Genomic DNA, 26,630 nt, shown 5'->3' with positions numbered 1-26,630 from the left:
CGGGCCGGGGCGTCTTTCGCATACCCGAAAACACGTGCACCCCCCCACCCGGCCAAGAAGCAGGGCGCCGCACCACACTTCGGGTGCGACTCCAGGTCCCCTGCCGGGGTGCCGTGAACCGCCGGACGTCCGAGACGGGCAGGGCGTAGGGTTGTGGCCGTGCCTCAACTCATTCCCTCGCCCACGACAATTCCCGTTCCGGGTGGCAAGGTCATCGACGAACATGTCGGGGCGGTCAACACGCCCGACGCCGGCCTGCAGAGCTCCGTTTCAGTCGCCCACATGAAGGCGCCTGCCGGCTGGTCCGAGCCCTTCCAGACCCCGGAGTTCGACGAGGTCACCGTGGTCCTTGCGGGCCAGGTCATCGTCGAGCACGACGGCGGCACGCTCATCGTCGACGCGGGTCAGAGTGTCATCACCCGCGGGGGCGAGCGGATCAGGTACTCCTGCGGGCCGGAGGGCGCAGAGTACGTCGCCGTGTGCCTCCCGGCATTCAGCCCTGAGACCGTGCACCGTGAGGACGAGGCGTGACGACCGACGACCTGCGCCACGCCCCCAAGGCGCTCCTTCACGACCATCTCGACGGTGGGCTGCGCCCCCAGACGATCATCGAGCTGGCCGACTCGGTCGGTTACTCGGGGCTGCCCGCCACGGAGGCCGAGGCCTTGCGGCTCTGGTTCCGCGACAGCGCCAACTCGGGCTCGCTGCCTCGTTACCTCGAGACGTTCGACCAGACCCTCGCGGTGATGCAGACGGCCGAAGGGCTCTTCCGCGTCGCGAGTGAGTGCGCCCAGGACCTCGCTGCCGACGGCGTCGTCTATGCCGAGAGCCGCTATGCGCCCGAGCAGCACCTGGTCGAAGGCCTCACCCTCGAGGACGTCATCGAGGCCGTCAACGCGGGCTTCCGCGACGGCGAGGCGAAGGCGGCAGCCGAGGGCCATCCGATCCGGGTCACCGCCCTGCTCACGGCGATGCGCCACGCGGCCAAGTCGACGGAGATCGCCGAGCTGGCGGTGCGTTACCGTGACGAGGGCGTGGCCGGGTTCGACATCGCCGGTGCCGAGGCCGGTTACCCGCCCACCCGGCACCTGGACGCCTTCGAGTACCTCCGGCGTGAGAACGCGCACTTCACGATCCACGCGGGCGAGGCCTTCGGCCTCCCGTCGATCTGGGAGGCCATTCAGTGGTGCGGGGCTGACCGGCTCGGTCACGGTGTGCGGATCGTCGACGACATCGCCGTCGACGGCCGGCCATTCAACGACTGGATCGAGTCCGTCCAGGACGAGCCCGGCGCGCTGGTCGAGCTCGACCTCGGCCGCGTGACGCTGGGACGACTCGCTGCGTACGTACGCGACATGCGCATCCCGCTCGAGATGTGCCCGAGCAGCAACCTGCAGACCTCTGCGGCGCTGTCGATCGCGCTGCACCCGATCACGTTGCTCAAGCGGCTGCGTTTCCGGGTCACGCTCAACACCGACAACCGCCTCATGAGCGACACGTCGATGTCGAAGGAGGCGGGCCTTCTCGTCACCGAGGCGGGCTGGACGATGGAGGACCTGCGCTGGGTGACGATCAACGCGATGAAGTCGGCCTTCATCCCGTTCGACGAGCGTCTCGCGCTCATCGACGACGTCATCAAACCCGGGTATGCCGCCCTCGGTCACGAGGGTCCGCCGACCACCTGACGGAGAGTGCGCCGTCAGGCCAGGGAGGCCGCGACGGCCGCCTCGACGTGCAGCCGGGTGGTGGGGAACACAGGAACGGGGGAGTCGGCCTGCCCGATGAGCAGCTCGATCTCGGTGCACCCGAGAATGATGCCCTCGGCACCAGCACCGACGAGGCGGTCGATGACGCCGCGGTAGGCCTGACGGGACTCCTCGGTGACGATGCCGAGGCAGAGCTCGTCGTAGATGACTCGGTGGACCAGGGAGCGGTCCTCCGAGGCCGGCACCAGCACCGTGAGCCCGTGCCGGGCGAGACGGTCGCGGAGGAAGCCCTGCTCCATGGTGTAGCCCGTGGCCAGCAGCCCTACCCGTGAGAGGCCCGCAGCTCGCACGGCGCCGGCGGTGACGTCGGCGATGTGCAGCAGCGGGATGGTCGTCGCCGCCACGATCGGTTCGGCCACCTTGTGCATGGTGTTCGTGCAGAGGAGGAGCAGCTCGGCCCCGCCCGCCTCCAGCCCCGCCGCCGCGTCGGCGAGGAGCGCGCCGGCAGCCGCCCAGTCTCCGGATGCCTGCATGCGCTCGACCTCCGAGAAGTCGACCGAGTGGATAAGCACGCGTGCCGAGGCGAGGCCGCCGAGCCGTTCCCGGACGAGCTCGTTGGCGAGGCGGTAGTACTCCGCCGTCGACTCCCAGCTCATGCCGCCGAGCATCCCGATCAGCCTCACCGTCACATCCCTCTCGATCGGGAGACGAGGGTCGCCAAGGCGCTCTCGGCCTCGCGAGGCGTGATCGGTCGGGCGCCCTGGGCCGAGGCCGCGGCGACCACGTGCGGCTCGTCGCGCAGCAGCGCGAGACCGCGGCGCACGAGGATGTGGGGCGGCTTGCGCCGCTCGGCCAGGTCGCGGGCGAAGCGTCGGGCCGCGGTGACGTAGCGGTTCTGGCGCACGCAGAGCGCGTCGGCGAGCAGGCTCTCGGCGTCCAGCCGATCGACGAGCCGCGCCGCGAAGAGACCTTCGGCGAGGATGTAGTCACCCCGACCTGCCGTGACGACGTGGCGGCCGGTCACCGCCGAGGCGCCGATGTCATAGACGGGAACCTCGACGTGTCCGACGTCGACCAGCTCGCGCAGGGCGTCGACGGCGGCCTGCGCGTTCCAGGAGTCGACGTGGTCCCAGTCGGGGATGCCCAGCGGCGACCGAGGCAGGTGCGGGTCGTCGTGCTCGCGGTAGAAGTCGTCGAGGCGGACCACCGGCCAACCGTGGGCGTCGCTGAGCCGGGCGGAGAGGCGGCTCTTGCCCGCCCCGCTCGGGCCGGTGATGAGGATGATCCGCCGGCGTCCCTCGGGCGCGAGGGGGTCGACGGCGTGGTGCGCTGCGTCCACGTGCAAAAGGCCTCAGAGGCCCTTGGGGTGCCAGACCGTCTTGGTCTCGACAAAGGCCCGGAGGCGGGTCAGCCCGGGATCGGCGGACCAGTCCGGCTCGACCGGCGCGCCACCGGCATCGAGCGCCGGTCGCAGCACGCGCTTGACGTTGTCGGCCGCGGCCACCTCGAGCGCCCCCCAGTCGATGCCGTCAGCCCCGGCGACCCCGGTCAGGTCGATCGCGTTGACGTCGCGGTGCGCCGCGAGCCACGGCGCCACCTCGGCCGTCTGGGCCGTGATGAGGTTGACGACCCCACCGGGGACGTCGGACGTGGCAAGCACCTCGCCGAAGGTCACGGCGGGGAGTGGTCGCGCGGCCGATGTGACGACGACGGCCGTGTTGCCCGTCGCGATGACGGGGGCCACGACCGAGACGAGGCCGAGCAGCGAGGACCGTTGCGGTGCAAGGACGCCCACGACACCGGTCGGCTCCGGGGCCGACACGTTGAAGAACGGACCGGCGACGGGGTTGAGGTTGCCGAGGACCTGGGCGATCTTGTCGGTCCACCCGGCGTACCAGACGAGCCGGTCGACCGCTGCGTCGACGACGACCCCTGCTGCCCGCGCCGAGAGGCCCTCACCCGCACCGACCTCGTCGATGAACTGCGCCCGACGGCCCTCGAGGACCTCGGCGACGCGGTAGAGCACCTGACCGCGGTTGTAGGCCGTGGCGCCGGCCCACCCGCCGAGCGCCCCGCGTGCTGCGACGACCGCGTCACGGACGTCCTTGCGTGAGCCCATGGACGCGTTGGCGAGGAACTCACCGGAAGCCGACTGGACGGCATACGACCGGCCGGACTCGCTCCTCGTGAACTTCCCGCCGATGTAGAGCTTGTAGGTCTTGCGCACGTCGAGGCGGCTCATCGGACGGCTCCCGTCGCGGAGGTGGACAGGCTGGCGGGTGCAGTGGTCACGTAGGCCTCCAGCCCGTGCCGGCCGCCCTCGCGGCCGTAGCCGGACTCCTTGTAGCCGCCGAACGGCGAGGTCGGGTCGAAGCGGTTGAACGTGTTGGCCCAGACGACGCCGGCGCGCAGCTGGTCGGCCATCCAGAGGATGCGCGAGCCCTTCTCGGTCCAGACGCCTGCGGAGAGCCCGTATGCCGTGTTGTTCGCCTTCGCGACCGCCTCCTGCGGCGTGCGGAACGTCAGCACGGAAAGCACCGGTCCGAAGATCTCCTCGGTCGCGACGCGGTGCGTCTGCGAGACGCCGGTGAGCACCGTCGGCGGGAACCAGAACCCCTTGGCCGGCAGTGAGCACTCGGGGCTCCAGCGCTCGGCGCCCTCGGCGACACCCGCGTCGACGAGGGAGGTGATCCGGTCGAGCTGGGCGCGGGAGTTGATCGCCCCGAGGTCGCTGTTCTTGTCCATCGGGTCTCCGACGCGCAGGGTCCCGAGCCGGCGCTTGAGCTTGGCGACGACCTGGTCGTGGATGCTCTCCTGGACGAGCAGGCGCGAGCCGGCGCAGCAGACCTGGCCCTGGTTGAAGAAGATCCCGTTGACGATCCCCTCGATGGCCTGGTCGAGCGGGGCGTCGTCGAAGACGATGTTGGCGGCCTTGCCGCCGAGCTCGAGCGTCGCCTTCTTGGGGGTGCCGGCGATGGACCGGGCGATCGCCTTGCCGACCTCGGTCGAGCCGGTGAAGGCGATCTTGTCGACGTCGGGGTGCTCGACGAGCGCCTGGCCGGTCGTGCCGTCGCCGGTGACGATGTTGACGACGCCGGCGGGAAGGTCGGCCTGCTGGCACACCTCCGCGAAGAGCAGCGCCGACAGCGGCGTCGTCTCGGCGGGCTTGAGCACCACCGTGTTTCCGGTCGCGAGCGCCGGCGCGATCTTCCACGCGAGCATGAGGAGCGGGAAGTTCCACGGGATGATCTGGCCGACGACGCCGTGGGGGCGCGGGGGCGCGGCCCCGGAGGGCGACGGGCCGGCATACTCGAGCTTGTCGGCCCACCCCGCGTGGTAGAAGAAGTGCGCGGCAGCGATGGGGACGTCGACGTCGCGCGTCTCCTTGATCGGCTTGCCGTTGTCGAGGGTCTCGAGGACCGCGAACTCGCGGGCGCGCTCCTGGAGGATGCGGGCGATGCGGAAGAGGTACTTGCCGCGCTCCGCGCCGCTCATCCGCCCCCAGACCCCCTCGTAGGCGCGGCGGGCGGCGGCGACCGCCTTGTCGACGTCCTTGGGACCCGCCTGGCTCACCTCGGCGAGGACCGACTCGTCGGCGGGGTTGATCGTCGGGAAGAGCGCCTTCGGGCGCGTGAACGCGCCGTCGACGAAGAGGCCGTACGACTTCTCGATCGTGACGATCGCGCGCGACTCCGGCGCGGGTGCGTACTCGAACGGGGGCATGACACGCCTTTCCAAGGGTCTCGGCCTGTCGGCTCAGTCGATCGTGACGTAGTCAGGACCGGAGTAGGCGCCGGTCGTGAGCTTCTGTCGCTGGAGGAGGAGGTCGTTGAGCAGGCTCGACGCGCCGAACCGGAACCACTCGGGGGAGAGCCAGTCCTCGCCCGCGATCTCGTTGACCATGACGAGGTACTTGATGGCGTCCTTCGTCGTGCGGATGCCGCCGGCCGGCTTGACCCCGACCTGAACGCCGGTCAGCTCGCGCCAGTCGCGGACCGCCTCGAGCATGACGAGGGTGACCGGGAGGGTCGCGGCCGGGGACACCTTGCCCGTCGAGGTCTTGATGAAGTCGCCACCGGCGAGCATCGAGAGGTAGGAGGCGCGGCGCACGTTGTCGTAGGTGACGAGCTCGCCCGTCTCCATGATCACCTTGAGGTGGGCGTCGCCGCAGGCCTGCTTGACCTCGGCGATCTGGTTGAAGACCGTGAGGTAGTCGCCGCTGAGGAAGGCGCCGCGGTCGATGACCATGTCGATCTCGTCGGCGCCCGCCTTGACGGCGTCGCGGGTGTCGAGGAGCTTGACCGGCACGCTCGCCCGGCCCGACGGAAACGCCGTGGCGACCGCGGCGACGTGGATCCCGCTGTCGGCCAGGGCCTCCTTGGCCGTCGCGACCATGTCGCCGTAGACACAGACCGCCGCGGGCCGAGGAGTCGTCGGGTCGAGCGGGTCGGGGACGAGGGCCTTCGCGCAGAGCGAGCGCACCTTGCCGACGGTGTCGGAGCCCTCGAGCGTCGTGAGGTCGATCATGCCGATCGCGGTGTCGATGGCCCAGGCCTTCGCGGACGTCTTGATCGAGCGGGTGCCGAGGGACGCGGCGCGCGCCTCGCACCCGACCTGGTCGACGCCGGGCAGGCCGTGCAGCCAGGTCGTGAGCGCGTGGTTCGTCAGCCGTGAGACTCCGAGGACGTCCTTGGCCGCGGCCGCGAGGTCCTGTGCGGTGCGGGCGGCAGTGCTTACAGTCACCCCGAGAGTCTATCCACGGTTCGTCCAGCGGCTGTTCGCATCGTGGACGGTCCGGCGGGGGCCTGCGGGACTTCTGCCCGCACCCTCCGTGAGAGACTCGAGGCTCCACGCGCGTGAAGGAGACCCGTGAGCCCGTATGCCGCCGAGCCCCCCTCGGACACCCCGTCGCCCGCCCCCTCGGCCGGGTTCCGGGACGCGAGGACGCTGCGGCCGGGATCGGCCCTCGTGATCGGTGCCCTCGGGGCGGTGTGCGGCTTCATACTGCTCGGCCTGGCGCTGTTCGCGACCGATCGCAGCTGGGCGCTCATCTCGTCAGTCGTCATGGCTCTCGTGCTGCTCTGGCTCTTCATCATCCGCCCCTGTGTGGTGATCCATGCGGAGGGCATCCGGCTCGTCAATCCCCTTCGCACGGCCGACCTCACCTGGCCCGCCATCGAGGAGGTGCGATCGCGCTGGGCCCTCGAGCTCTTCTCGGGCGGGGCGCGCTACACCGCGTGGGGTGTCCCCGCCGACCCGGCCCGGCCGCGCTACGGACGCGGGATGTTCACCTCCGGCGCCAACAAGGTGATGGGCGGACGCCAGGTGCCCGCGGGAGACAGTCGACCCAAGATCGAGGCGCAGACCGTCGCCGCCGAGGTCGATGCCCGGATCGCCGCCGACCGCCTGCGCAAGGACGGTCAGACTCCGGTCATCGCTGTGCAGGCCTGGGACCCGCTGGCGGTCGGCGCACTCCTCAGCGCTGTTGCCTTCTTCGTCATTGCCGTCTTCGTCGCCTGACGACGCGGTCGGTGACGGGCAGCCCAACCTCAGAGCGCGGTGAGCCGCTCCAGCTCGGCCCGGATCGCCGAGAGCCGGCGGTCGGCCTCTGCTCGGGCCGTGACCAGGTGGTCGGGACCCGCCACGGGCTCGATGACCTCGAGGTAGACCTTGACCTTGGGCTCCGTACCACTCGGCCGGACGATCACGCGCGAGTCGTCGGCGAGGAACCACCGCAGACCCTCGGTCGGCGGCAGCCCGCCGTCGCCCCGGCTGAGGTCGTCGATGCGCGTCACGTCCAGGCCGGCCACCGTGGCGGGTGCGTCGGTGCGCAGCCGCTGCATGAGCGGGTCGATCTGGGCGAGGTCGGAGACCCGGACGGAGAACGAGTCGGTGGCGTGGACGCCGTGCGCGACGGCCAGGTCGTCGAGGAGGTCGACGAGGGTCCGGCCCTGTGCCTTCAGCCCGGCGGCGAGCTCGGCGAGCAGGAGCGCGGCGCTGACGCCGTCCTTGTCGCGGACGAGCCCCGGGGCGACGCAGTAGCCGAGGGCCTCCTCGTAGCCGTAGCGCAGCCCCTCGACACGGGAGATCCACTTGAAGCCCGTGAGCGTCTCCTCATGGCGGATGCCGGCGGCCGCCGCGATCGAGGCGAGCAGCCGAGAGGAGACGATCGAGTTGGCGAAGACGTCGGTCGGCGCCACCCCACGGACGACGACGTGGGCACCGAGCAGGGCGCCGACCTCGTCGCCACGGAGCATCCGCCAGCCGCCGACGGCCGGGTCGAGGACGGCCGCCGCGCAGCGGTCGGCGTCGGGGTCGTTGGCGATGACGAGGTCGCAGCCGACCTCGCGGGCGCGGGCGAGGGCAAGGTCGATGGCGCCCTTCTCCTCCGGGTTGGGGAACGCGACCGTGGGGAACTCCGGGTCGGGACGCGCCTGCTCGCCGACGGCGTCCGGTGCGGCGAACCCGGCCCGGACGAAGGCCTCGCGGACCGTTGCGTGCCCGACGCCGTGCAGGCTGGTGTGGACGATGGAGAGGTCCCGCGCCGAGGTGGGATCGAGGACGGTGACGACCGCGTCGAGGTAGTCGTCGAGCAGGCCCGGGCCGAGGGTCTCCCACCCGTCGGCGGCCCGTGTGACGTCGGCGACCCGGTCGACCCGGTCGATGTGCGCGGCGATGAGGCCGTCCGAGGGCGGCACGATCTGGCTCCCGTCGCCCAGGTAGACCTTGTAGCCGTTGTCCCGGGGCGGGTTGTGGCTCGCCGTCACCATGACCCCGGCGTCGGCCCCGAGGTGGCGGATGGCGTAGGCGAGGACCGGGGTGGGCAGGGGCTCGGGCAGCACGAACGCGCGGCCGCCCGCCGCGACGACCACGGCGGCAGTGTCCCGCGCGAACACGTCCGAGTTGTGACGGGCGTCGAAGCCGACGACGACCGTCGGCGCGGGACCGGCCCCTCCCTCGGCCTGGAGGAAGGCAGTCAGGCCGGCGGCGGCGCGGATGACGACGCTGCGGTTCATCCGGTTGGGCCCGGCCCCGAGCGCGCCACGCAGGCCGGCCGTCCCGAACTCGAGCATGCCGGAGAACCGGTCGGCGAGGTCGCGGAGGGCCGCGTGGTCCCCACCCCGGGCTGCCTCGACGAGCAGGTCCAGCTCGGACCGGGTCACCGCGTCCGGGTCGTCGTCGCGCCAGGCCTGCGCAGCGGCATACAGCGACGGCTCGTCGACCGTCGTGGCCATCAGATCCGCCCCACCACGTCGGCGAGGAGACGGCCGCACCGCTCCGCGGCGGCCTGACCCGCCTCGAGGACCTCCGCGTGGCTGAGGGGGGTCTCGGAGATGCCGGCCGCGAGGTTGGTCACGAGCGAGATGCCGAGGACCTCCATCCCGCACTGGCGGGCGGCGATCGCCTCGAGGGTCGTCGACATGCCGACGAGGTCACCACCGATGACCTTGGCCATCTGCACCTCGGCGGGTGTCTCGTAGTGCGGCCCGCGAAACTGGACGTAGACGCCCTCGTCGAGGCCCGGGTCGACCTCCTTGGCGATCTCCCGAAGCCGCGGCGTGTAGAGGTCGGTGAGGTCGACGAACGTCGCGCCCTCGAGGGGCGAGGCGGCCGTGAGGTTGATGTGGTCGCGGATGAGAACGGGTGTCCCCGGCCCCCACGAGGGGTTGAGCCCCCCGCAGCCGTTGGTGAGCACGATCGTCGTGCACCCCGCCGCGCTGGCGGTCCGGACGGCGTGAACGACCGACCGCACGCCACGCCCCTCGTAGAAGTGGGTGCGCGTGCCGTAGACGAGGGCCCGGCGCCCCGTGTCGCCGATCGCGACGGAGCGCATGCTGCCGGAGTGGCCGGCGACGGCCGCGCGGTGGAAGCCGGGCACGTCTGCGTTGTCGACCGTGGCGAGCGTCGCACCGATCAGGTCGCCCGTCTGGCCCCACCCGGAGCCGAGGACGAGCGCCACGTCGTGGTGGTCGGCACCGGTGCGCTCCGCGATGACGGCCGCGGCCCGGGCCGCCACGTCGAAGGGGTCGGTGGCCGGGTCGTTGAGGTCGAGGGGTGCGGTAGTCACGTTGGGACTCTACCGAGGGCCTGCCGGGGCACGGGTGCGTTCAGGGCGCCGGAGTCACGCGTGTATGCCGCGAGCGCGCCGAGGAGCGTGGACACCGTGTCGCCGACGAAGGTCCCACACTCTGTGGGGGGCTTGAGCAGGGCTGCGAGCAGGACCCCCTCGAGTGCGGAGACCGTGGCCTCGGCCTGGGCCCGCGGGTTCGCGCGGCCGCTCCGGCTCACGGTCTCGCCGACGACGTCGAGGAGCTGTTCGCGCCAGGCGGCGAAGACCTCGGCGAGGGCCGGCTCGCGGGCCGCCTCGAGGGAGAGCTCGAGCCGCGCCACGACGAGGTCGCGGTCGTCGAGCCAGGCGACGAAGAGCGCGGTCGTCTGATCGGCGGCGTACCCGGAGTCGCCGGGCCGCTTCGCGAGGCGCTTGGAGAGGGCGGTGATGTCGTCGGCGAGCCGGTCGGCGACGTACTGCGCGAGCGCCGTCTGGAGGGCGAGGCGCGTCCTGAGGTAGGCGGAGCACGTCCCGAGGGGGAGGCCGGCACGGGCGTCGACGGCGCGGTGGGTCAGGCCGCGGAGGCCTCCGGAGGCGACCACCGAGACGGCGGCCTCGAGCAGGTCGTGCATGCGGGGGGACAGGGGAGTGGACCGGTCTGGCATGGGATGTCCTCGTCCGTCGCGATCGGGCGCCGGGCTCGCGGCACGACGCATGCATCGAGCGTATCGGCCGTCTTGCCGGCGCGCGGGGAGCGACATATTCTACAAAAGTAGAAGGTTTCTACATTTGAAGAAAAGAGTTCGTCATGGAGATCCTCACCGGAATCACGCCCTACATCGTGCTCGTCTTCGCCGTCGCGGCACTCGCGGTGGCCCTCGCCGCCGGAGCCACAGGGGTGTTCCTGCTGCGCAACCGGGCCCTGCGGGTCCGGGCGGGCCTGCCCGTCCGGGTCTACTATCGCCACCTGGCCTGGGGCCACTGACCAGGGGCCGCGGCGCGGGGGAGCGGGCGTCTGACCGGGGACAGACCCGCGGAGCCGCCCGTCGAGGGAATGGTTGGATGGACCGGTGATCACGCGAGAGACAAGAGTCGTCATCGTCGGCGGCGGCCCCGGTGGGTACGAGGCCGCACTCGTCGCAGCCCAGCTGGGCGCACGGGTCACGATCATCGAGAAGGACGGTCTCGGCGGCGCGGCCGTGCTCACCGACTGCGTCCCGAGCAAGGCCCTCATCGCGACCGCCGACTACATGTCCGACTTCGAGGTGGCCTCCCGCCTCGGCGTGCGCCTCCAGGACCGCGAGGGCGACGAGGTCTCGGACGCCGTCGCCGAGGCCGACACCGTCAACGACCGGATCCTCGAGCTGGCCGCGGCCCAGAGCTCCGACATCCACGCCGGCCTCGAGCGTGCCGGCGTCACGGTGTTGCGCGGCGTCGGTCGCATCGAGCGCCGTGACCTCGTCCGGGCGGAGACGACCGACGGCCAGAGTCTCGAGCTCGCCGCCGACGTCGTCCTCGTTGCCACGGGAGCCACCCCGCGGGTGATGCCGACCGCCGTCCCCGATGGCGAGCGCATCCTCACGTGGCAGCAGATCTACGCGCTCGACGAGCTCCCGGAGCGGATCGTCGTCATCGGATCCGGCGTCACCGGCGCCGAGCTCGCCCAGGCCTACCTCGGCCTCGGCTCGGAGGTCGTCCTCGTGTCGTCGCGCGACCGGGTCCTGCCGGGGGAGGACGCCGACGCTGCGACCGTCATCGAGGACGTGTTCCGCAAGCGCGGCATGGAGGTCCTCAGCCGGTCGCGTGCGGCGAGCGTCGAGCGGACCGAGTCCGGCGTCGTCGTCACGCTGACCGACGGGCGCACCGTCGAGGGCTCCCACGCGCTCCTCGCCGTCGGGTCCGTCCCGCAGACCAGGGGCCTCGGCCTCGAGGACATCGGGGTCGAGCTCGCCGAGTCCGGCCACATCCAGGTCGACCGGGTCTCCCGCACCAGCGTCACGGGTGTCTACGCCGCGGGCGACTGCACCGGTGTGCTCCCGCTCGCCTCCGTCGCCGCCATGCAGGGCCGGATCGCCATGTGGCACGCTCTCGGCGACGCCGTCACCCCGCTCAACGTCCGGGGTGTCGCCGCGAACATCTTCACCGAGCCCGAGATCGCGACCGTCGGCATCAGCCAGGGCACGGCCGACGAGTCTCCCGACGTCGAGTCCGTGATGCTGCCTCTCGCACGCAACCCGCGGGCCAAGATGCAGGGCATCACCGACGGGTTCGTCAAGCTGTTCTGCCGCAAGGTCTACGGCACGGTCCTCGGTGGCGTCGTCGTCGCACCCCGCGCCTCCGAGCTCATCCATCCCGTGGCGCTCGCGGTGCAGAACCGCCTCAGCGTCGACCAGGTGGCGAGCACGATCACGGTCTACCCGTCGCTCTCGGGGTCGATCGCCGAGGCCGCCCGCCAGCTCCACCAGTCAGGCTAAGACGCGGGGAGCTGGGCGACGCACGGTCGGCTACCGAGCGTCGCCGCTCGCGTCCGTCTCGCCCGGCCGAGGCCGGGCCCCGGGCTCCGGTCAGGAAGACTCCTCGCCAAGGTCCTGTGGCGACGGCTCGGTCGGGATGACGTCGACGGGGTTCTCGCGCGCCCACCGCTCCTTGCGCTCACGGGAGACCGACTCGCGCAGCTTCTTCTGGAGCGGGTAGACGATCGCGGCGACGACGAGGACGATGATCAGACCCGTCGGCGAGAACCCGGTCGGGGGTGGGGTCTGACTGATCAGGGCAGCAATCACACCCGCAGTCTGCCAGAGGCGTAACCTCGGCCTGAGCGGCGGCCCCGCTGGGTCGCCAGGGTGATGGAGCCCGGAGCCGCATCCATGCCAGGCCGATACCCCCACGCGGAGGACACCGATGAGCGACTGGATCAGTAGGGCGAAGGACTTCCTCCTCGGCCACCCGGAGCCGCGCCCGGCCGAGCCGACGCCGGTGCCCGACATGCCGGAGGCGCCCGACGTGCCCGTCCCGAACCTCCCGGACGAGCCCCTGCCGGACCTGCCCGACACCCCTGCCCCGGACTGGACCGGTGAGCCTGGGCCGGACGTCCCGGACAGCCCCCTGCCGGACTGGTCGGACGAACCGTCGGCGGACGTGCCGCAGGAGCCCGGTCCGGACATCCCCGACCTGCCCGTCCCCGGCGAGCAGGACCTCCCGGGCGACGGGCAGCCGAACCGGCCCTGAGCGGGGGGCCCGAACGGGACGATTCGGAAAAGCTAGGCCTGCGGCTCCTTGATCTCGGCGAGGACGGCGCCCGACGTCACGGTCTCGCCGACGGAGGCCTTGAGCCCCGTCACGACGCCGCCCTTGTGCGCCGTGATCGGCTGCTCCATCTTCATCGCCTCGAGGACGATGACGAGGTCGCCCTCGGCGACGGTCGCGCCCTCCTCCACGGCGATCTTGACGATCGTCCCCTGCATCGGCGCGGTGAGGGAGTCACCGGAGGCCGCGCCGCCGGCCCGGCCGCTCGCCGAGCGCTTCGGGGCCTTCTTCTTCGCGCCCGCACCGACCGCGCCACCGCCGAGCGAGAGGCCACCGGGGAGGGACACCTCGAGCCGCTTGCCACCGACCTCGACGACGACCGTCTGGCGCTCCTCGGGCTCGCCGGCATCGGCAGCCGGCCCACCGGCATACGGCGGGATCGTGTTGACGAACTCGGTCTCGATCCACGTCGTGTGGACCTTGAACGGCTCGGCCGGGTCGGCCGGCGCGAAGTCTGGGTCGGCGACGACAGCCCGGTGGAAGGGCAGGACCGTCGGCATGCCCTCGACCTCGAACTCGGCCAGGGCCCGGCGCGCCCGCTCGATGGCCTGCTGCCGGGTCCGTCCGGTGATGACGAGCTTGGCGAGCATGGAGTCGAAGGCTCCGCCGATGACGTCGCCCTCGACGACGCCGGAGTCGACGCGTACGCCCGGGCCCGACGGGGTGCGGTAGACGGCCACCGTTCCGGGGGCGGGCAGGAAGCCGCGGCCGGCGTCCTCACCGTTGATGCGGAACTCGATCGAGTGGGCGTGCGGCTCGGGGTCGGGGTAGTCGAGGGTCTCGCCGTTGGCGATCCGGAACTGCTCGCGGACGAGGTCGATGCCGGTGACCTCCTCGGTCACCGGGTGCTCGACCTGCAGACGGGTGTTGACCTCGAGGAAGCTGATGTCGCCCTGGGGACCGACGAGGAACTCGCACGTGCCGGCGCCGACGTAGCCGGCCTCCTTGAGGATCGCCTTGCTCGCCCGGAGGAGCTCGGTGTGCTGCTCCTCGGTGAGGAACGGCGCGGGCGCCTCCTCGACGAGCTTCTGGTTGCGGCGCTGGAGCGAGCAGTCGCGGGTCGACACGACGACGACGTTGCCGTGCTTGTCGGCGAGGCACTGGGTCTCGACGTGGCGCGGGTGGTCGAGGAAACGCTCGACGAAGCACTCGCCGCGCCCGAACGCCGTCACGGCCTCGCGGACCGCGGAGTCGTAGAGGTGGGGGATCTCCTCGATCGTCCGGGCCACCTTGAGACCGCGGCCGCCACCGCCGTATGCGGCCTTGATCGCGACGGGCAGGCCGTGCTCCTGCGCGAACGCGACGACCTCGTCGGCGCCGCCCACCGGGTCCTTCGTGCCGGGCACGAGCGGCGCGCCCGCCTTCGTCGCGATGTGGCGGGCTTTGACCTTGTCGCCGAGGGCGTCGATGGCCGCGGGTCCAGGACCGATCCAGACGAGGCCCGCATCGATGACGGCCTGCGCGAAGCCGGCGTTCTCGGCGAGGAAGCCGTAGCCCGGGTGGACGGCGTCGGCGCCGGCCTGCTTCGCGATCTCGAGGAGCTTGTCCTGGCGGAGGTAGCTGTCTCCGGGGGTGGCGCCGCCGAGGGCGTACGCCTCGTCGGCGACCTTGACGTGCAGGGCATCCCGGTCCGGCTCGGCGTAGACCGCAACCGATGCGATCCCACTGTCCTTGCACGCCCGCGCGACGCGGACGGCGATCTCACCACGGTTTGCGATCAGGACCTTGCTGATGGATGCCATGGGCCGGAGCCTAGCGGCTGGATCCAGCCCCGCCCCGTGAGCCGGCGAGACTCCTCGGTGGTCGTCGCGTGAGGTCGAGCACACACGAGGGTTCGTGTGCCGGGCGGCCCGCTCAGCGGCATACGAACCGGCGCGCCGGGCAGTAGATTCCCGTCATGGGCCTGTTCTCCCGCAAGAGCAAGGATCAACCCGCTCCCGCCCCCGGGCCGGACGTCGATGCTCCCGACTGGGAGGGCGACGAGGACGACGTGACCGAGATGCACACCGGTCGTCCGGAGTCCCGTCCGCTCACCGAGTACGAGCGCTCGCGTGTCCTCGCCTCGCTGGAGAAGGCTGCGGAGGAGGGCATCGACATCGACGACCTCGCCTCGATCGGGGCAGCGTACGACGCGGCCTACACGCGCTGGACGGCGAACCCCGACGCGGAGGGCCCCGACGCGGTCGTCGACCTGTACGCGGTCGCCATCGGCGAGCACCTGGCCCGGCACAGCTACCGTGAGTGGGGGGTCGTCACGGACGTCTTCGGCACCGACCTGGGCTTGGTCGACGCGCGTGCCGACACCGTGATCGTCCCGCACAACCTCGTCGGAGCGCGCTGGATGCGCGGCGAGCTGGGGTGGATTCCCGGCGTGGTGGGCCATCTCGTCGGCCTTCGGCCGCGGGCCTCCTGACCGGACCCTAGGATCGCGGGATGGACCCCGCCACCCCTGACCGCACGAGCCGGAGAGATCTCGAGGAGGGAATCGAGCGCGACTTCACGCGCAAGATGTCCTACGGCGACTACCTGTGCCTCGACCAGCTCCTCGCGGCGCAGCGCCCCCTCAGCGAGCCTCCGCAGCACGACGAGCTGCTCTTCATCATCCAGCACCAGACGTCGGAGCTCTGGCTCAAGCTGCTCATCCACGAGCTGCGCTCCGCGCGGGACCTGCTGCGTGGCGACGAGCTGGCACCGGCGCTCAAGCGTCTGGCGCGCGTCAAGCACATCCAGCACACGCTGACCGACCAGTGGTCCGTGCTCGCGACGCTGACGCCCAGCGAGTACGCCGAGATCCGGCCGTTCCTCGCCACGAGCTCGGGCTTCCAGTCGGCGCAGTATCGCGAGGTCGAGTTCCTCCTCGGCAACAAGAACGCCGACATGGTCGCGGTCTTCTCCCACGACGAGGCAGCGCGGAGCGCTCTCGACGCGCTGCTCCACGAGCCGAGCCTCTACGACGAGTTCCTCGCCTACCTCTCCCGGCGCGGGTATGCCGTCCCGGCCGGACTGCTCGCCCGTGACTGGTCCCAGCCCTACCGCCTCGACGAGCAGCTCGTCGAGGTCTTCGCCCAGGTGTATGCCGCCCCCCACGAGCACTGGGGGGTCTACGAGACGTGCGAGGAGCTGGTGGACGTCGAGGACAACTTCCAGCAGTGGCGCTTCCGGCACCTGCAGGTCGTCCAGCGCACGATCGGCCAGAAGGTGGGCACGGGTGGGTCGAGCGGTGTCGACTTCCTGCGTCGGGCTCTCGATCTCACCTTCTTCCCGGAGCTCTACGAGGTGCGGACGCGGATCGGTCAGTGACCCGGGTCGTCCCGAGCAGACGGGGTGGTCGGGCTCGGCAGGCGGAACCCGGTGTCGTCAGCCCGCGCGACGGTCGTCACCGCCGTGTGCGGGCTCGCACTGGCAGGGACACCCGGTGAGGCAGGCAGCCTCGAGGTAGCAGCCGTCGGGGCACGTGCACTCGATGAGAGGCGTCGGGGGAGCGGTCACGCGCGGCTGGGGCCCTCGGATGAGCCGACGACGACGGGCCAGGTCGGGAACCGTCGGGTGGTCCTCCTCGGCGAGGACGGGGCTCACGTTGCGCTGCCGGTCACGCTCCTCGCGCCGGTGGTACCACGCGCGGGCCTCCAGGCGGTCGTAACGCGGTGACTCACGACGTTCGCGCGGCTCCCGGTCCGGCGGAGCGACGTCGAGGTGCGCGGGAAAGCGGCGACCGGCGTTGTCGCGCACGGCGTCGGCTGGGACGGGCCCGACCTCGCGTCCGGATTCGTCGACGACCACGAGCCGCAGCCCCGCGACGCGCAGGATGGCCGACAGCACGGTCGGGCTCGTGTGGCCCTTGCCCGCCTCGATCCGTGCGATGGTGCCGTGGGAGACCCCGACCGCGGCCGCCAGCTCTCGCTGGCTGAGGTCGGCCATGCGCCTCGCGCGTGCGACGAAACGGCCGGGCAGGCCGGTCTCGGCCCAGTCGAGCTCCTTCGAGTTCTCCGTCATGTCCGAACCGTGCCAGCCACCGCCGACAGTGCCATCAGCCGGGGGCTCCGGCACTGCCCAGGATCGGTGGGCAGTGCCGTAAGGGGTGCGGCGGGTTGGGTGGCGGGGGCTACGGCACTGCCCAGGATTGGTGGGCAGTGCCGTAGCGCATGCGGGCAGGGCGCGTCAGGCGGCGGTCTTGGCCCGGACCTGGCGCTTGATGCGGGCGAGCATCGCGACCATGCCGCGCATGCGCAGCGGGGAGACGGCCTCGGCCAGGCCGAACCGCATCGGGGCGTCGTCGGGCACCGCGAGCACCTCCGCCGCGGTGAGCCCGTCGAGGCCCTCGTGGAGGATCCCGGCGAAGCCGCGCGTCGTCGGGGCCTCCGCCGGAGCGTCGAAGAAGAGGTGGACGGGCCGGTCGTCGAGCGAGGTCCCGTCCTCCACCTCGACGGTGAGGAAGAGCGGCGACTGGCACTCGTCGACACGTTCGAGCTGGTCGAGGTGACCGGCATACCGCTCGGGCAGGCCGGGCAGCTCGTCGCTGAACTCGAGGAGCAGCTGGAGCTTGAGGTCGTTGCTCGCGGAGCTGAAGTCCTCGGCGATCTCGGCCAGGGACGGCGGGAGGGGAGTGGGGGCGGGGGAGCTCATCGTCGGCTCGTCACCTCTCGATCGGGACTCGGACGGCGTTGCCCCACTCGGTCCACGAGCCGTCGTAGTTGCGCACCGAGTCGAAGCCGAGCAGGTGCGTGAGGACGAACCACGTGTGCGACGAGCGCTCGCCGATGCGACAGTAGGCCACGACGTCGTCCTGCGGGCTGAGACCCTGCTCCGTCAGGTAGATCGCCTCGAGCTCCTCGCGGGACTTGAAGCTGCCGTCGTCGTTGGCCGCGCGGGCCCACGGCACCGACTTGGCGCCCGGAATGTGGCCTCCGCGCATGGCGCCCTCCTGGGGGTAGTCGGGCATGTGGAGCAGCTCGCCGGTGTACTCACCCGGGGAGCGGACGTCGACGAGCGGCGTGCCGAGGTGGGCGAGGACGTCATCCTTGAACGCGCGGATCGGCGCGTCGTCGCGCTCGGCCACCGGGTACTCGACGGGGGTCGGCTCGGGGACCTCACGGGTCAGCTCGCGGCCCTCCGCGATCCACTTCGCGCGACCTCCGTCGAGGAGGCGGACGTCCTCGTGGCCGAAGAGGCTGAAGACCCACAGGGCGTAGGCCGCCCACCAGTTGCTCTTGTCGCCGTAGATGACGACCGTCGTGTCGCGCGAGATGCCGCGCGAGCCGAGCACCTCGGCGAAGCGGGCACCGTCGATGTAGTCACGGTTGACCGGGTCATTGAGATCGACGTGCCAGTCGATCTTGATCGCGCCGGGGATGTGACCCGTGGTGTAGAGGAGAACATCCTCGTCCGACTCGAGCAGGGCGATGCCGTCGGGGCCGCCGACACGGCCGGCCGCGATCTGCTCCGCGAGCCACTCCGTCGTGACGAGGCGCTCGGGGTGGGCGTAGGCCGAGATCTTCGCGTCTTCAGCAGTCATGCCCTCATCGTGTCACGCAGACCGGTCAGCGTTCCTAGGGGTCTCCATAACGCCGGGTTTCGACGGCGACGCTGCCCCTCAGCCGAGCCGCTCGAGGTCGTCGCGGCAGGCCCGCTCGAACTGGCCCAGCTCGGCGATGGCGTCCTGCACGTCGCGCAACCGCTGCTCGAGGTCCGCTCGACGCTCGTCGATCTGCCCGAGGACGTACTCGAGCTGCGTGCGGCGCCCCCGGGGGGCGTCGAAGAGGTCGATGATCGTGCGGATCTCCTCGAGCGGGAAGCCAAGCCGCTTGCCGCGGAGGATGAGGGCGAGCCGGGTCCGGTCGCGCCGGTGGTAGACGCGCGTCGTGCCCCGGCGCTCCGGCGTGATGAGGCCGAGGTCCTCGTAGTGGCGGACCGTGCGGTGCGTCACGCCGAACTCCTCGGCGACCTGGGCGATCGTCCACGTCCGGCCCGCGAGCGGGACGGGGGCGGAGGGCTCAGGGAGCGCCGCCTGGGTCCCCGGCGAATGCGGCCCCGACGCATCCTCGGCGGTGGCCACCTGCGACGCGTCGGTCGGCGTCGGGTGCGCCGCTGCATCGGCGGGTGCACTGCGGCTTGTCATGCGACCGATCTTGCTTTACGTTTACGTCAACGTCAAGCAGTGCCACGAGCACGTGCTGCGCCTCCGCGAAGGGAACACCGATGTTCGAGCTGAGCCAGGACCACGAGGACTTCCGCAAGGTCGTCCGGGACTTCGCCGAGAAGGAGGTCGCCCCGAACATCGCCAAGTGGGATGCCGACGCCTACTTCCCGACCGATCTCGTGCCCAAGATGGGCGACCTCGGGCTCTTCGGGCTCGTCGTCCCGGAGGAGTACGGCGGCAGCGCCGGAGAAGGCGGCGGCGACTTCACGAGCCTCTGCGTGGCCATCGAGGAGCTCGGCCGCGTCGACCAGTCGATCGGCATCACGCTCTCGGCCGGGGTGGGGCTCGGGATCAACCCGATCCTCACCTTCGGCAACGACGAGCAGAAGGAACGCTTCCTCCCGGACCTCGTCGCGGGCCGGGCGCTCGCCGGGTTCGGCCTGACCGAGCCCGAGGCCGGCTCCGACGCACGCGCGACGCGCACGAAGGCCGTCCGCGACGGCGACGAGTGGGTCATCAGCGGCGCCAAGGCGTTCATCACCAACTCGGGCACCGACATCACCTCGGTCGTCACGGTGACCGCCCGGACGGGCACCGAGGACGACGGCACCGCGCAGATCTCGGCGATCCTCGTCCCGGCGGGCACCCCCGGCTTCACGGTCGAACCCGCGTATCACAAGCTCGGCTGGCACGTCTCCGACACGCACGGCCTCACCTTCGAGGGCTGCCGGGTCCCGGCCGGCAACCTCCTCGGCGCGGAGGGTGAGGGGTTCAAGCAGTTCCTCAAGACCCTCGACGACGGGCGCATCGCGATCTCCGCGCTCGCCGTCGGGTGCGCGCAGGCCTGCCTCGAGCTCGCAACCGACTATGCGAAGACGCGCACCGCCTTCGGCCGGCCCATCGGCGTCAACCAGGGGATCGCCTTCCAGATCGCGGACCTCGCCGTCATGGTCGAGGGCGCCCGGATGCTGACGTACAAGGCCGCCTGGCTCAAGGACGAGCTCCACGCGGGCCGCCGCTCCGTCAAGGAGGTCAAGCACGCCGCAGCGATCGCCAAGCTCTACTCGACCGAGGCGGCCGTCACGGCGACGCGCATCGCGACCCAGGTGTTCGGCGGCAACGGGTTCATGGAGGAGTTCCCCGTCGCCCGCTTCTACCGCGACGCCAAGATCCTCGAGATCGGCGAGGGCACCTCCGAGGTCCAGCGCATGCTCATCGCCCGCGGCCTCGGTCTCCCGCAGGCCTGAGAGGAGCCGTCGTATGCCGTCCTCCGACCTCCCGAGCGCCATCGCGACCGACCCGCTCGCCGACCCCCGGGTCGCCGACGTGCGGGCCCGGCTCAGTGCGGCATACGCCGCCTCGGCCTCGGCCCCCGACAAGGCGCAGGCGAAGCTCGACGCGCAGGGGAAGATCTACGTCCGCGACCGCATCGCCCTGCTCTTCGACGAGGGATCCTTCGTCGAGGACGGACGCTACGCCAACGCGACCCAGCCCGGGCTGCCGGCCGACGGCGTCGTCACCGGCCGGGGCACCGTCGACGGGCGCCCCGCGATCGTCATCGCCAACGACCCCACCGTCAAGGCCGGATCCTGGGGGGCGCGCACCGTCGAGAAGATCGTCCGCGCGACGGAGATGGCACTGCGCGAGGAGCTGCCCGTCTTCTGGTTCGTCGACTCGGCCGGGGCGCGGATCACCGACCAGGTCGAGATGTTCCCGGGCCGGCGCGGCGCCGGCCGGATCTTCCACAACCAGGTCGCCCTCTCGGGCAAGGTGCCCCAGATCTGCTGCCTCTTCGGCCCGAGCGCCGCAGGCGGCGCCTACATCCCGAGCTTCTGCGACCTCATCATCATGGTCGAGGGCAACGCGTCGATGTACCTCGGCAGCCCCCGGATGGCCGAGATGGTCGTGGGCGAGAAGGTCACGCTCGAGGAGATGGGCGGCGCACGGATGCACTGCACCGTCTCCGGGGTCGGCGACCTCCTCGCGAACGACGACGAGGAGGCCATCGAGCTCGCCAAGCTCTACTTCTCCTACGTGCCCGGCAGCTGGCGTGACCAGCCCCCGACCTACCACCCCGAGGATCCGGCCGAGCCGCTGACCCGGCACACCGTGCCCGAGCGCGAGTCCGTGCCCTTCGACATCCACGACGTCATCGAGGGTCTCGTCGACGACGACTCCTTCTTCGAGCTCAAGCCGCTCTGGGCCGCCGAGCTCGTCATCGGCTTCGGCCGGCTCGATGGACAGACCGTGGGCATCGTCGCCAACAACTCGATGGTCAAGGGCGGAGTCCTCTTCACCGACAGCGCCGACAAGGCGGCCCGCTTCATCTGGCTCTGTGACGCCTTCAGCATCCCGCTCGTCTACCTGGCCGACGTGCCCGGGTTCATGATCGGCTCCGAGGTCGAGCGCGGCGGGATCATCCGCCACGGCGCCAAGATGGTCAGCGCCGTCGCGTCGGCGACGGTCCCGCAGTTCTGCATCGTCGTGCGCAAGGCGTACGGTGCCGGCCTCTACGCGATGGGCGGCCCGGGCTTCGCGCCCGACGCGACGATCGCGCTGCCGACGGCCCGCATCGCCGTGATGGGCCCGGAGGCCGCGGTCAACGCGGTGTACGCGAACAAGATCGCCGAGATCACCGATCCCGACGATCGCGAACGCTTCGTCGCGGACCGGCGCAGGGAGTACGAGGAGGACGTCGACATCGAGCGGCTGGCGGCCGATCTCGTGCTCGACTCGATCATCGAGGCCGACGAACTGCGTTCCGACCTGATCCGCCGTCTGGCCTATGCTTCCCGGCGTGACCGTCACTTCAGCGAACGCCGCCGTGCGGTCCCACCTGTCTGAGTCCCGCCTGGCCCACGCCCTCGAGAACCCCGACCGCGACGCCGAGCGCCGGCAGCCGTTCTACCGGCGGTTCGCGTTCTGGTTCCCCCTCGCGGTGTATGCCGTCTCGCGGATCTACGTGCTCGTCGCCGGCATCGTCCTGGCCCGGAACCAGATCGCCCTGCCCATCGGGACCCCGAACATCCGCATCTTCTTCCCGCTGCCCGCGTCCCCGGGCTACCTGTCGGCGATGACGAACTGGGACGGCCAGTGGTATCGCGTCATCGCGGAGAACGGCTACCCGGCCGTGCTCCCGCGGGCCGGCTGGGGCGGGATCGACATGAACCCGTGGGCCTTCTTCCCGGTCTTCCCGCTCACCGCCGGAGCGATCATGAAGGTGACCGGCCTGCCGTTCGTCGTCGTGGCTCCGATCCTCTCGACGCTCATCGGCTTCGCGGCGATGTACTTCCTCTTCAAGCTCGTCGACCAGGCTGTCGGGCGTTGGGAGGCGATCGTCGCGGTCGTGGCGACCTGCTTCTACATCGCCTCGCCGGTGTTCTCGGCGTCCTACACCGAGTCGCTCGCCCTGCTCATGGTCGTCGTGGTGCTCCTGCTGCTCCGGGCGCGCCGTTACGCCTGGGTCGTTCCCGCCCTGCTCGTGCTCTCCCTCAGCCGCAACGTCGTCATCGCGATGGTGCCGGTGATCACCGCCCACGCGGTCGTGCGCTGGTGGCAGGGCGACGAGGGGCCCCACCCGAAGCGGTTCCGCTGGGGGATGGCGGCGCTCGCGGCATACGCCGGCGCCCTGACCTTCCTCTGGCCGAAGATCGTGGCGATCGCGACCGACACCCCCAACGCCTACGAAGAGACGATGCTGGCCTGGAACATCCAGACCAAGGTCAAGCTCTACATGTGGTGGAACCTGCTCTACGCGTACTGGGGCATCTGGGGGCAGCTGCTCGGGGTCCTCGGCGTCGCGGCCTTCGCGTGGTTCATGCTCACGAAGAACTCCTGGCGCTGGGGCCCGGAGATCTGGGGCTGGGCGGGCGCCTACCCCGCCTACATCATCCTCGTGACGAGCACCACCCCGAGCCGGGTCCGCTACGCCCTGCTCGCCTTCCCGTTCACGCTCGTCATCGCGTGGTTCCTCAAGCTGCGCTGGTGGGAGCGGTGGCGCTACTGGCTCCTGGCCGGGATCGTCGTCGTCGGAGCCGTCCAGATGTGGTGGTGGCTCGAGCACTACCTCGTCATCGAGAACCTCACCGACGACCTCTACCCCTGACCGGTCGTAGGCCCTGACGGCCCGAAGGCCGACCGCACGACCCTTGGGCGCTCACTCCTCGTCGTCGTCGCTCGCTCCCACACCGCCGACGACGTCGAACCACTCGACCCCGGCGTCGGCGAGCAACTCGCGCAGCAGCGGCAGGGACAGGCCGACGACGTTGTGGTAGTCGCCCTCGATGGCCGTGACGAACGCGCCGCCGAGTCCGTCGACCGTGAAGGCGCCGGCGACGACCAGCGGCTCGCCCGTCGCGACGTAGGACTCGATCTCCGTGTCGGAGAGCTTGGCGAAGTGGACCGTGGTCGACGCCGTCGCCCCGAGCGTCGCGCCCGCGCCGTCCTCACGGTCGTCGACGAGCCAGTGGCCCGTGTGCAGGACGCCGGACCGACCGCGCATCCGACGCCAGCGCGTCACCGCCTCGGCCGGGTCGGCGGGCTTGCCGTGGACCTCCCCGTCGAGCTCGAGGACGGAGTCGCAGCCGAGGACGAGGGCCGACACGTTGCTGCGGGAGGCGACGTCCTCGGCCTTGGCCCGCGCGAGGAGCAGGGCGACGTCGGCGGGATCGAGCCGGCCGTAGCGCTCGAGCGCCTCGGCGACCGCGAGGTCCTCGTCGACGTCGCTCACCATGATGAGCGGCTCGACGCCGGCGGCGCGGAGAGTCGTGCGGCGGGCCGGGGAGGCCGAGGCGAGCACGAGCGTGACGGGGGCGGACTCGGGAAGCAGGCTCGGCGGCATAGCGCCGAGAGTAGCCGAGCGGCCGGACCCGTCCGTGACGGATCCGGCCGCTCGGTTCGAGCCGGTGCCGACCGCGCCCGGCGACGCCTCAGGCCTCGCCGAGAACGGCCGAGCGGAGGGTGTCGAGCCCAACGCCGCCGAGGTCGAGGGCGCGGCGGTGGAAGGCCTTGAGGTCGAAGGCGTCACCCTCGCGGCGCTTGACCTCGTCACGGAGCTGGAGCCAGAGGCGCTCGCCGATCTTGTAGCTGGGCGCCTGACCGGGCCAGCCGAGGTAGCGGTTGAGCTCGAACCGCAGGACCTTCTCGTCCATGAAGCCGTAGCGGGTGAGGTACGTCCACGCCTTGTCGTAGGTCCACTCGCCGCCGCCGACCTCCTCCGGCGCCTCGAACCCGCAGTGGACGCCGATGTCGATGACGACGCGCGCCGCACGGAGCGACTGTCCGGCGAGCCAGCCCATCCGGTTGCCCGGGTCGTCCATGTAGCCGAGCTCGGCCATGAGCCGCTCGGCGTAGAGCGCCCAACCCTCGCCGTGGCCCGAGGTCCACGACTCGAGGCGCCGCCACCGGTTGAGCAGCTCGGACCGATAGACGGTCTGGGCGACCTGGAGATGGTGGCCGGGGACACCCTCGTGATAGACGGTCGTCAGCTCGCTCCACGTCTTGAACTCGGTGTTGCCCTTGGGCACCGACCACCACATGCGCCCGGGGCGGCTGAAGTCGTCGCTCGGCCCGGTGTAGTAGATCCCGCCCGTCTGGGTCGGGGCGATCAGGCACTCGATCCGGCGGACCGGCTCGGGGATGTCGAAATGGACGTCGGCGAGCTCGGCGATGACCTCGTCGGCCCGCTCCTGCATCCAGGCCTTGAGGGCGTCGGTGCCGTGGAGCTGGTAGCGCTCGTCGGCGTCGAGGATCTCGACTCCGCGCTCGACGGACGCGCCCGCCTCGAGTCCATCGGCGATCTGCGCCATCTCCGCGTGGAGGGCGGCCACCTCCGCCTGGCCCCAGCGGTAGGTCTCCTCGAGGTCGACCGTGGCCCCGAGGAAGTAGCGAGACTCGAGCGCGTAGCGCTCGCGGCCGCACGCGTCCGCCTCGGGGGCGTGCGGCAGCAGCTCGCGCTCGAGGAAGTCGGCCAGGTCGCCGTATGCCGCTGACGCCGCCTTCGCCGCATCGGCGAGCTCGGCCCGGACGCCCTCGTCGAGTGGCTCGTCGCCGGCCTTGGCGTCGGCGACGAGCTTGGCGAAGTAGCCGTCGTCGGCGACGAGGTCACGGGTCTGCTCGGCGCAGGCGGTCACCTGCCGGCGCGGCGACACCTGGCCGTTGTCGCGCGCGGACAGCAGGGACTGCCGGTAGCCGTCGAGCGCCGCCGGGATCCTGGCCATGCGGACGGCAACGGTCCGCCAGTCGTCCTGGGTGTCCTGCGCCATGAGATCGAAGACGTCGCGCACGGCCTGCACGGGCGAGGCGAGGACGTTGAGGTCCATCGCGTCGAGACCGGCGGCATACCGCTCCTCGGACAGCTCGAGGCGCTCGGTCATCGCGGCGACGGTGACCCGGTCGACGTCGTCGACGGGCGCCGCGCCGGCGAGCGCCGCGAGCGTCTTCCGGCGCAGGTCGGAGTGGGCGGCGAGACCGGCCGGCGAGAGGTCGTCGAGCTCCTCCTCGTGGCCGGGGATGCCGAGGTTGGTGGCCGTGATCGGGCTGAGGGTGACGAGGGCGTCGAGGTACGAGTCGGCGATCCGGTCGACATCGGTCTGCTGGCGAGGCGCCTCGGGGGCTGGGATGGCAGTCACGAGGCCGAACGTATCCCACGTGCGGGGCCGGATGGTCGCGTGGCCTCGGCCCTTCTCGGTCCCGCCCCTCGACGCTGTCGGTCGGGGGGAGCGTCAGTCGCTGCTGTTCGAGGAGTCGCCCTTGCCTCCGCCCGAGACGACGAGAACGACGACGCCGTCGGCCGTCTGCTGCCCCGCCGACGGCCACGTCCCGAGCACCTGGCCGCCGCCGTCGCCCGACGGGATCGTCACTCGGGTGACGCGCACGTCCTCGTGCCCGAGGCGCTCCGTCGCGGCCTTGGCATCCGTGCCGACGAGGCCGTCGGGGACGACGAAGGACGTGTTGGCGTGGTCGGGGGCGTTGCCCCGGCTGACGACCAGGGCGACGGTCTGCCCGCGCTTCATCGGCTCACCTTCGCCGGGGAAGGTCCCGAGCACGGTGCCCTCCGGGTGCGTCGAGCGCACGAGCACCCATCGCACGCTGACACCGAGACCGATGAGCTGCTGCACGGCCGCGTCGCGCTGGCTCCCGACGACGCCGCTGGGCACGGTGCGCCCGTCGGGGGGCGTGGTGCTCGTGGCCCGCGTGGACGGAGCCTGCGAGGTCGCCGAGGGACGGGTTCCGCCTGCGGCCGTGGGAGTGGCATCGGAGCCCGGGAGCAGCACGAACACCAGGGTCGCGACGAGGGCCACGACGACCGCCCCGAGCCCCCACACGAGGGCGCCGCGGCCGGGGTCGCGCCGTCGGGCGTCGTGAGCGGGTCGTCGCGTCGGGCCAGCGCCGACCGCACCGTCGGCCGTCGGGGGCGCTGCCGGGTAGGGGG

Annotated in this window: 28 protein-coding genes; 11 read left to right on the top strand and 17 right to left on the bottom strand. The window is 71.4% G+C overall.

Features of this window, described 5'->3' with window-relative positions; all coding sequences use genetic code 11:
* The first annotated feature begins 159 nt into the window (after nt 1–159).
* Entirely contained in the window at nt 160–531 is a 372-nt protein-coding gene (locus N865_RS18355) for a cupin domain-containing protein (protein ID WP_034809144.1), read from the top strand.
* Nucleotides 528–1,685, top strand: a complete 1,158-nt coding sequence (locus tag N865_RS18350) for an adenosine deaminase (protein WP_034809128.1) — start codon at nt 528–530, stop codon at nt 1,683–1,685. The genes N865_RS18355 and N865_RS18350 overlap by 4 nt, the downstream gene beginning before the upstream one ends.
* Before the next feature lie 14 nt (nt 1,686–1,699).
* Here N865_RS18350 and N865_RS18345 read toward each other — a convergent pair whose 3' ends face one another.
* The 5 genes from N865_RS18345 to deoC are packed head-to-tail and all read right to left on the bottom strand — an operon-like array spanning nt 1,700 to nt 6,449.
* Nucleotides 1,700–2,389: an aspartate/glutamate racemase family protein gene (locus N865_RS18345; protein ID WP_034809143.1), complete on the bottom strand. Its 690-nt coding sequence runs from the start codon at nt 2,387–2,389 to the stop codon at nt 1,700–1,702.
* 2 nt (nt 2,390–2,391) lie between these two features.
* Nucleotides 2,392–3,045 (bottom strand): uridine kinase family protein, encoded by a 654-nt coding sequence (locus N865_RS18340; RefSeq protein WP_051511010.1) that lies wholly within the window; start codon nt 3,043–3,045, stop codon nt 2,392–2,394.
* Nucleotides 3,046–3,057: 12 nt separating this feature from the next.
* Nucleotides 3,058–3,948: an aldehyde dehydrogenase family protein gene (locus N865_RS18335; protein ID WP_034809125.1), complete on the bottom strand. Its 891-nt coding sequence runs from the start codon at nt 3,946–3,948 to the stop codon at nt 3,058–3,060.
* On the bottom strand, nt 3,945–5,429 hold the full coding sequence (locus tag N865_RS18330) for an aldehyde dehydrogenase family protein (protein ID WP_034809122.1): 1,485 nt from the start codon (nt 5,427–5,429) through the stop codon (nt 3,945–3,947). The genes N865_RS18335 and N865_RS18330 overlap by 4 nt, the downstream gene beginning before the upstream one ends.
* Before the next feature lie 33 nt (nt 5,430–5,462).
* Nucleotides 5,463–6,449 carry a deoxyribose-phosphate aldolase gene (gene deoC, locus N865_RS18325; RefSeq protein WP_034809120.1) on the bottom strand — a complete coding sequence of 329 codons (987 nt, stop codon included), beginning with the start codon at nt 6,447–6,449 and terminating at the stop codon, nt 5,463–5,465.
* Nucleotides 6,450–6,575: 126 nt separating this feature from the next.
* Here deoC and N865_RS18320 point away from each other — a divergent pair, with 126 nt between their 5' ends.
* Nucleotides 6,576–7,226, top strand: coding sequence for a PH domain-containing protein (locus N865_RS18320; protein ID WP_034809117.1), 651 nt, complete (start codon nt 6,576–6,578; stop codon nt 7,224–7,226).
* Nucleotides 7,227–7,255: 29 nt separating this feature from the next.
* Here N865_RS18320 and N865_RS18315 read toward each other — a convergent pair whose 3' ends face one another.
* Genes N865_RS18315 through N865_RS21995 form a run of 3 tightly spaced genes read right to left on the bottom strand, consistent with a single transcriptional unit; the run spans nt 7,256 to nt 10,421 of the window.
* On the bottom strand, nt 7,256–8,941 hold the full coding sequence (locus N865_RS18315; protein WP_034809115.1) for a phospho-sugar mutase: 1,686 nt from the start codon (nt 8,939–8,941) through the stop codon (nt 7,256–7,258).
* Nucleotides 8,941–9,774 carry a purine-nucleoside phosphorylase gene (locus tag N865_RS18310; protein WP_034809113.1) on the bottom strand — a complete coding sequence of 278 codons (834 nt, stop codon included), beginning with the start codon at nt 9,772–9,774 and terminating at the stop codon, nt 8,941–8,943. Before N865_RS18310 ends, N865_RS18315 begins: the two co-directional genes overlap by 1 nt.
* On the bottom strand, nt 9,771–10,421 hold the full coding sequence (locus N865_RS21995) for a TetR/AcrR family transcriptional regulator (protein ID WP_051511007.1): 651 nt from the start codon (nt 10,419–10,421) through the stop codon (nt 9,771–9,773). The genes N865_RS18310 and N865_RS21995 overlap by 4 nt, the downstream gene beginning before the upstream one ends.
* Nucleotides 10,422–10,564: 143 nt before the next feature.
* Between N865_RS21995 and N865_RS22850 the strand changes: the two genes are divergently transcribed.
* Together N865_RS22850 and N865_RS18300 are read left to right on the top strand one after the other, a co-directional pair.
* On the top strand, nt 10,565–10,741 hold the full coding sequence (locus tag N865_RS22850) for a hypothetical protein (RefSeq protein ID WP_157557771.1): 177 nt from the start codon (nt 10,565–10,567) through the stop codon (nt 10,739–10,741).
* Between the two features lie 85 nt (nt 10,742–10,826).
* Nucleotides 10,827–12,230 carry an NAD(P)H-quinone dehydrogenase gene (locus N865_RS18300; RefSeq protein ID WP_034809110.1) on the top strand — a complete coding sequence of 468 codons (1,404 nt, stop codon included), beginning with the start codon at nt 10,827–10,829 and terminating at the stop codon, nt 12,228–12,230.
* 90 nt (nt 12,231–12,320) lie between these two features.
* On the opposite strand, the gene N865_RS18295 is transcribed toward N865_RS18300, so the two are convergent.
* On the bottom strand, nt 12,321–12,539 hold the full coding sequence (locus tag N865_RS18295) for a hypothetical protein (RefSeq protein WP_034809108.1): 219 nt from the start codon (nt 12,537–12,539) through the stop codon (nt 12,321–12,323).
* A gap of 118 nt (nt 12,540–12,657) precedes the next feature.
* On the opposite strand from N865_RS18295, the gene N865_RS18290 reads away from it, so the two are divergent.
* Nucleotides 12,658–12,984, top strand: coding sequence for a hypothetical protein (locus N865_RS18290; RefSeq protein WP_051511005.1), 327 nt, complete (start codon nt 12,658–12,660; stop codon nt 12,982–12,984).
* Between the two features lie 32 nt (nt 12,985–13,016).
* Here the strand turns inward: N865_RS18290 and N865_RS18285 are convergent, their stop codons facing one another.
* Nucleotides 13,017–14,804 carry an acetyl/propionyl/methylcrotonyl-CoA carboxylase subunit alpha gene (locus tag N865_RS18285; RefSeq protein ID WP_034809105.1) on the bottom strand — a complete coding sequence of 596 codons (1,788 nt, stop codon included), beginning with the start codon at nt 14,802–14,804 and terminating at the stop codon, nt 13,017–13,019.
* A gap of 155 nt (nt 14,805–14,959) precedes the next feature.
* Here N865_RS18285 and N865_RS21990 point away from each other — a divergent pair, with 155 nt between their 5' ends.
* Both N865_RS21990 and kynA read left to right on the top strand, forming a co-directional pair.
* Nucleotides 14,960–15,475, top strand: coding sequence for a DUF3806 domain-containing protein (locus N865_RS21990; protein ID WP_051511003.1), 516 nt, complete (start codon nt 14,960–14,962; stop codon nt 15,473–15,475).
* A 20-nt stretch (nt 15,476–15,495) separates the two neighbouring features.
* Complete coding sequence (gene kynA, locus N865_RS18275) at nt 15,496–16,362, top strand: tryptophan 2,3-dioxygenase (protein WP_034809103.1); 867 nt, start codon at nt 15,496–15,498, stop codon at nt 16,360–16,362.
* Between the two features lie 57 nt (nt 16,363–16,419).
* Here the strand turns inward: kynA and N865_RS21985 are convergent, their stop codons facing one another.
* From N865_RS21985 to N865_RS18255, 4 genes are all read right to left on the bottom strand, one after another.
* Nucleotides 16,420–17,055, bottom strand: coding sequence for a helix-turn-helix domain-containing protein (locus N865_RS21985; protein WP_051511000.1), 636 nt, complete (start codon nt 17,053–17,055; stop codon nt 16,420–16,422).
* A gap of 165 nt (nt 17,056–17,220) precedes the next feature.
* The gene (locus N865_RS18265; protein WP_034809101.1) at nt 17,221–17,685 is read right to left on the bottom strand and encodes a SufE family protein; all 465 of its coding nucleotides are present in this window, start codon (nt 17,683–17,685) and stop codon (nt 17,221–17,223) included.
* 10 nt (nt 17,686–17,695) lie between these two features.
* Nucleotides 17,696–18,574: a sulfurtransferase gene (locus N865_RS18260; protein ID WP_034809099.1), complete on the bottom strand. Its 879-nt coding sequence runs from the start codon at nt 18,572–18,574 to the stop codon at nt 17,696–17,698.
* Between the two features lie 78 nt (nt 18,575–18,652).
* Entirely contained in the window at nt 18,653–19,012 is a 360-nt protein-coding gene (locus tag N865_RS18255) for a MerR family transcriptional regulator (protein WP_034809131.1), read from the bottom strand.
* A gap of 245 nt (nt 19,013–19,257) precedes the next feature.
* Between N865_RS18255 and N865_RS18250 the strand changes: the two genes are divergently transcribed.
* The 3 genes from N865_RS18250 to N865_RS18240 are packed head-to-tail and all read left to right on the top strand — an operon-like array spanning nt 19,258 to nt 23,303.
* Nucleotides 19,258–20,445 (top strand): acyl-CoA dehydrogenase family protein, encoded by a 1,188-nt coding sequence (locus N865_RS18250; RefSeq protein ID WP_034809098.1) that lies wholly within the window; start codon nt 19,258–19,260, stop codon nt 20,443–20,445.
* Between the two features lie 13 nt (nt 20,446–20,458).
* Nucleotides 20,459–22,042: an acyl-CoA carboxylase subunit beta gene (locus tag N865_RS18245; RefSeq protein ID WP_034809095.1), complete on the top strand. Its 1,584-nt coding sequence runs from the start codon at nt 20,459–20,461 to the stop codon at nt 22,040–22,042.
* Nucleotides 21,996–23,303 (top strand): hypothetical protein, encoded by a 1,308-nt coding sequence (locus N865_RS18240; protein WP_245603837.1) that lies wholly within the window; start codon nt 21,996–21,998, stop codon nt 23,301–23,303. Before N865_RS18245 ends, N865_RS18240 begins: the two co-directional genes overlap by 47 nt.
* 51 nt (nt 23,304–23,354) lie before the next feature.
* On the opposite strand, the gene N865_RS18235 is transcribed toward N865_RS18240, so the two are convergent.
* From N865_RS18235 to N865_RS22845, 3 genes are all read right to left on the bottom strand, one after another.
* The gene (locus tag N865_RS18235; protein ID WP_034809093.1) at nt 23,355–24,038 is read right to left on the bottom strand and encodes a Maf family protein; all 684 of its coding nucleotides are present in this window, start codon (nt 24,036–24,038) and stop codon (nt 23,355–23,357) included.
* An 88-nt stretch (nt 24,039–24,126) separates the two neighbouring features.
* On the bottom strand, nt 24,127–25,827 hold the full coding sequence (locus N865_RS18230; protein ID WP_034809090.1) for a DUF885 domain-containing protein: 1,701 nt from the start codon (nt 25,825–25,827) through the stop codon (nt 24,127–24,129).
* A 93-nt stretch (nt 25,828–25,920) separates the two neighbouring features.
* Nucleotides 25,921–26,630 (bottom strand): PASTA domain-containing protein (locus tag N865_RS22845; protein ID WP_034809089.1); only part of this gene is annotated, 710 nt, incomplete at its 5' end.

The organism is Intrasporangium oryzae NRRL B-24470 (assembly GCF_000576595.1).
GTDB lineage: Bacteria > Actinomycetota > Actinomycetes > Actinomycetales > Dermatophilaceae > Intrasporangium_C > Intrasporangium_C oryzae.
This window is presented reverse-complemented; position numbering and strand designations above follow the sequence as displayed.

Bases quoted from the DNA above. Each gene is read 5' to 3' on its own strand.
- N865_RS18335 (WP_034809125.1), bottom strand. From the start codon at position 3,948: ATGAGCCGCCTCGACGTGCGCAAGACCTACAAGCTCTACATCGGCGGG.
- N865_RS18330 (WP_034809122.1), bottom strand. From the start codon at position 5,429: ATGCCCCCGTTCGAGTACGCACCCGCGCCGGAGTCGCGCGCGATCGTC.
- N865_RS18315 (WP_034809115.1), bottom strand. From the start codon at position 8,941: ATGGCCACGACGGTCGACGAGCCGTCGCTGTATGCCGCTGCGCAGGCC.
- N865_RS21995 (WP_051511007.1), bottom strand. From the start codon at position 10,421: ATGCCAGACCGGTCCACTCCCCTGTCCCCCCGCATGCACGACCTGCTC.
- N865_RS22850 (WP_157557771.1), top strand. From the start codon at position 10,565: ATGGAGATCCTCACCGGAATCACGCCCTACATCGTGCTCGTCTTCGCC.
- N865_RS18290 (WP_051511005.1), top strand. From the start codon at position 12,658: ATGAGCGACTGGATCAGTAGGGCGAAGGACTTCCTCCTCGGCCACCCG.
- N865_RS18285 (WP_034809105.1), bottom strand. From the start codon at position 14,804: ATGGCATCCATCAGCAAGGTCCTGATCGCAAACCGTGGTGAGATCGCC.
- N865_RS21990 (WP_051511003.1), top strand. From the start codon at position 14,960: ATGGGCCTGTTCTCCCGCAAGAGCAAGGATCAACCCGCTCCCGCCCCC.
- kynA (WP_034809103.1), top strand. From the start codon at position 15,496: ATGGACCCCGCCACCCCTGACCGCACGAGCCGGAGAGATCTCGAGGAG.
- N865_RS21985 (WP_051511000.1), bottom strand. From the start codon at position 17,055: ATGACGGAGAACTCGAAGGAGCTCGACTGGGCCGAGACCGGCCTGCCC.
- N865_RS18265 (WP_034809101.1), bottom strand. From the start codon at position 17,685: ATGAGCTCCCCCGCCCCCACTCCCCTCCCGCCGTCCCTGGCCGAGATC.
- N865_RS18260 (WP_034809099.1), bottom strand. From the start codon at position 18,574: ATGACTGCTGAAGACGCGAAGATCTCGGCCTACGCCCACCCCGAGCGC.
- N865_RS18250 (WP_034809098.1), top strand. From the start codon at position 19,258: ATGTTCGAGCTGAGCCAGGACCACGAGGACTTCCGCAAGGTCGTCCGG.
- N865_RS18245 (WP_034809095.1), top strand. From the start codon at position 20,459: ATGCCGTCCTCCGACCTCCCGAGCGCCATCGCGACCGACCCGCTCGCC.
- N865_RS18235 (WP_034809093.1), bottom strand. From the start codon at position 24,038: ATGCCGCCGAGCCTGCTTCCCGAGTCCGCCCCCGTCACGCTCGTGCTC.